This is a genomic window from bacterium (assembly GCA_035703895.1).
Lineage (GTDB): Bacteria > Sysuimicrobiota > Sysuimicrobiia > Sysuimicrobiales > Segetimicrobiaceae > Segetimicrobium.
Genome location: DASSXJ010000295.1, coordinates 1 through 3,365, shown reverse-complemented (window position 1 = coordinate 3,365; position 3,365 = coordinate 1). Strand labels below are relative to the sequence as shown.

The window sequence follows — 3,365 nt, the reverse complement described above, 5'->3', positions numbered from 1 at the left end:
ATGCAGGGTGGCGAGCGCCGCGCCCACAACCGTTTCCGTGAAGCCGGTCGCCGCGCTGAGCGAGGCGGGATCCACCGGCTCCCCGCGGAGCAACCGCTTGAGGACGGCGACTTGGACCTGCGCTTCCTGCTTGGTCACGCCGCCGCCCCGCAAACGCTCGATAGCGCGCCGGTTACCAGGGGACAATCATCGCGGTATATCCCTGGGAACGCAGGCGCCAGGCTTCCGCTTCCGCGTTCAACCGAGACCGATAGGCGCCGTACTGAAGCTGCGCGAGGTTGTCGGTCACCAACCGGACGAACGCGTCGGCGCCTTGGTCGGCGAGCGTCCGCGCTCGGAGCTCGGCGACACTGCGCGCCAGTCTCCCCGACACGACGCGAAACCGTGGGAGATCGCCGGCCTCCCTGCGGACGTGTGAGAGATCTCCGGACCTTGCGCTCGTGCGGGGGAGCGTCCGCAGCGTCTCGGAAACCTGCGGCGATCCACTCGCGCGCGGGGGCACGAGCGCAAGGTCTGGAGAGGGGGACGCCTCGCGGGTGGGCGCGGCGGGACGGAGGGCGGCGGTCGGCGATGAGGGTGGAGAGACGCCGTCGTTGCGGGGCGCAAAGAAGGCGCCGAGGACGAGGCCTACCCACAACAGCGTCGCGGCGGTCATGGCGAACCCCGGCCGCTGCCACAGGCGCCGGTCCGCGTCGGGCCCACGCCGCGGCGAGGCATCCGCGCCGGCCTGAACGGCGGGCACCGGAAGGGGCGCACGACGTGTCCCGTGTTCAGGGGCGGCGACACGAGGAGCCGCGATCCCGGCGATGTCCGCGTGCACGACGGCGTAGAGCGGGGCGGTCTTCAACGTGGCCCGGTCACGCAGGCGATCTGGCTGATCGCAGTACTCGGCGAAGAGCGTGATCTTCTTGAACAGCTCGTACTGCTCGAGCGGATGCGCGGCGGCCTTCATCACGTGAACCAGCAACACGAGGTTCGACGACGCCAGGCGTTCGCGCGCCTGGGGGGGAGACCACCAGAGGCGGACCGCGGGCATCTCGCGGCCGCGACGGACGATCTCGCTCGTGAGCGCCGTGCCCCCGGGCTGCTCGGGAATAATCTCGGGCGCGCCTGCAACGGTGTGCGGCAGCGTCTCGCCGATCACCTGGGGCCAGTACGAACTGCTGACGAAATCTTCGGCCAGCGCACGCACCGCGACGAGCAGGCGAACCGATTCTTGCTCCTCGATCACGCGCAGCGACTCGGCCAGATGCTGCAGAAACAACCAGTGCCAGTCATGCCTGGATAGCCCATCGAGCGCCGGAGCGGAGGTGAGCGAGGCCTGCACGCCGGGAGGATAAAACTTGATCACGATGCGGCCCAGGCTCTGCCGATGCAAGACGCCGTCCCACAATCGCTTGGCAAGCCCCGGTGCGCCTATCATGGCTCCTCCCGGACGTTCCCCTTCGAAGACGGCCCGACTGCGGTCGACGGTACGAGCGTCTCGGCGGCAGCTGATTTGTGAGATGAGTCAGGATAAAAAGCGCAGAAAAATGTCATTCTTGAGCATAGCAACCGGGAGAGGCCGACACAAGCGTTCGCCGTCTTGAACAGCTGGGAAAGGAATTTCGAGGTCGCTGCATAATGCATGCAACATGCAATCGGTAGATCCGGTGGGGTCGCCTTCCCTAGACTTCAAGACGCGTGAACAGGCGGCGTATGAGTCGCTTCGGCAGGCCATCATCCATGGGCGGTGGGGTCCGCATGAGCCTCTCGTCGTCAGCCGCATCGCGTCGGATCTCGGCGTGAGCCGGATCACGGTCGCGAACGCGCTCAAGAGGCTGGCCGGGGAGGGATTTGTCTCGCTCGAGCCCCATAAAGAAGCCGTCGTGGCCCGGCTCGATCCCGAGGGAGTGCGGGAGATCTACCTGATGCGGGCGGCACTCGAGGAACTCGCGGCCAAGGAGGCGGCCGAGCGGATGACCGCAGAAGAGCTCGAAGAGGGACACCGCCTCAACGGGCTCATTCGCGAGCTCCGCGTCGCGTCGCCGGAAGCGATCCCGGCCATCCGGGCCGCGGACCGGGCCTTCCACCGGCACGTGCGGCGAGCCGCGCGCATGGCGCGGCTCGAGGGGCTCCTCGAGAACCTCGCGGACCAGTGCGAGTATTACCGCTCGCGCCTGTTGGATCCGAGCCAGCTGGCCGTACCCGACCCAGCGCCCCATCAAACGTTGCTGGATAATCTGGCGGCGCACGACGGCGGCGCGGCGGCCCGCTTCATGCGCGGCCACATCCTGGGCGGCATGCACACGGTACTCGCCGCACTGGAGCGGCAGCGGTGAGCGCCCCTGGGCTGGCGAGCGCGCTGGAGCGGCTGCCGCGCCAGACGCTGGCCTCGCTCCCCACGCCGTTCAGTCTGGCGGTGAACCTCTCGGACCGGCTGGGCATCCATCTGTGGATCAAGCGAGACGACCTGACCGGGCTCGCCTTCGGCGGGAACAAAGTGCGAAGCGCCGAGTATCTGGTGGGCGATGCGGTCGCCCGCGGGGCCACGTCGCTCATCACCACGGCCGCCGCGCAGTCGAACTTCTGCCGCGTGACCGCTGCGGCGGGACGCCGGGCCGGCCTCCGCGTCAAACTCTTGCTCCGCGGGACGGGCGCGGAACCGGTCCAGGGCAACCTGCTCCTGGACCATATGCTCGGCGCGGAGCTCAAGTTCACCGACGATCCCGACCCCTATTCAGAGCACACGCGGGGGCGCCTCGAGTCGTGGGCGGGGGAGGATCGCGCCGCCGGTGGCAGACCGTACGTGATCTACATCCACGGCGGTGCCCCGGCGGGAGCGCTGGCCACGGCGGGCTACGTCTCCGCCTCTCTGGAACTCGACGCGCAGTGCCGCGCCGCCGACGTTCGCCCGAATCACCTGTACGTTGCGGTCGGATCGGGGAGCACGCTCGCGGGGCTGCTCCTGGGGGCGCGGCGGGAGGGAAGCCGTCTGGCCGAGACCCGCATTGTGGGGGTGTGCGTGGGCGCGCTGTCACCGGTCGTCGGCCCGCGCGTCAAAGATTTCCTTCGAACAACGGCGGAGCTCCTCGGCACACCCCCGCTCGACGAGGAGGTGCGCCTCGAGGACGGTCAGCGGGGCGAAGCATACGGCGTTCCGACGCCGGCCGCCCTCGACGCCATCCGGGTCGCCGCGGGCGCCGAGGGGCTCTTGCTGAACCCCGTCTACACCGGCAAGGCGCTGGCCGCGCTCCTCGCCGACGTCGCGCAGGGCATCGTGCAACCGGGGACCACCGTCGTGTTCATAAACACCGGCGGGGACCCGCTGGTCTTCGCGTACGCTGAGACGCTCGCCGCGATCCGGCGCGGGGCGCCGCATTGAT

At 69.2% G+C, this 3,365-nt stretch carries 3 protein-coding genes; 2 read left to right on the top strand and 1 reads right to left on the bottom strand.

The features are described from left to right. Positions 1–172: 172 nt before the first annotated feature. Complete coding sequence (locus VFP86_19425) at positions 173–1,423, bottom strand: hypothetical protein (GenBank protein HET9001823.1); 1,251 nt, start codon at positions 1,421–1,423, stop codon at positions 173–175. Positions 1,424–1,634: 211 nt separating this feature from the next. Between VFP86_19425 and VFP86_19420 the strand changes: the two genes are divergently transcribed. Together VFP86_19420 and VFP86_19415 are read left to right on the top strand one after the other, a co-directional pair. After that, positions 1,635–2,321, top strand: a complete 687-nt coding sequence (locus tag VFP86_19420; protein HET9001822.1) for a GntR family transcriptional regulator — start codon at positions 1,635–1,637, stop codon at positions 2,319–2,321. After that, the gene (locus VFP86_19415; protein HET9001821.1) at positions 2,318–3,364 is read left to right on the top strand and encodes a pyridoxal-phosphate dependent enzyme; all 1,047 of its coding nucleotides are present in this window, start codon (positions 2,318–2,320) and stop codon (positions 3,362–3,364) included. The genes VFP86_19420 and VFP86_19415 overlap by 4 nt, the downstream gene beginning before the upstream one ends. Position 3,365 lies beyond the last annotated feature (1 nt).

Coding starts and splice junctions, on each gene's coding strand:
- VFP86_19420 (HET9001822.1), top strand. CDS start 1,635: ATGCAATCGGTAGATCCGGTGGGGTCGCCTTCCCTAGACTTCAAGACG.
- VFP86_19425 (HET9001823.1), bottom strand. CDS start 1,423: ATGATAGGCGCACCGGGGCTTGCCAAGCGATTGTGGGACGGCGTCTTG.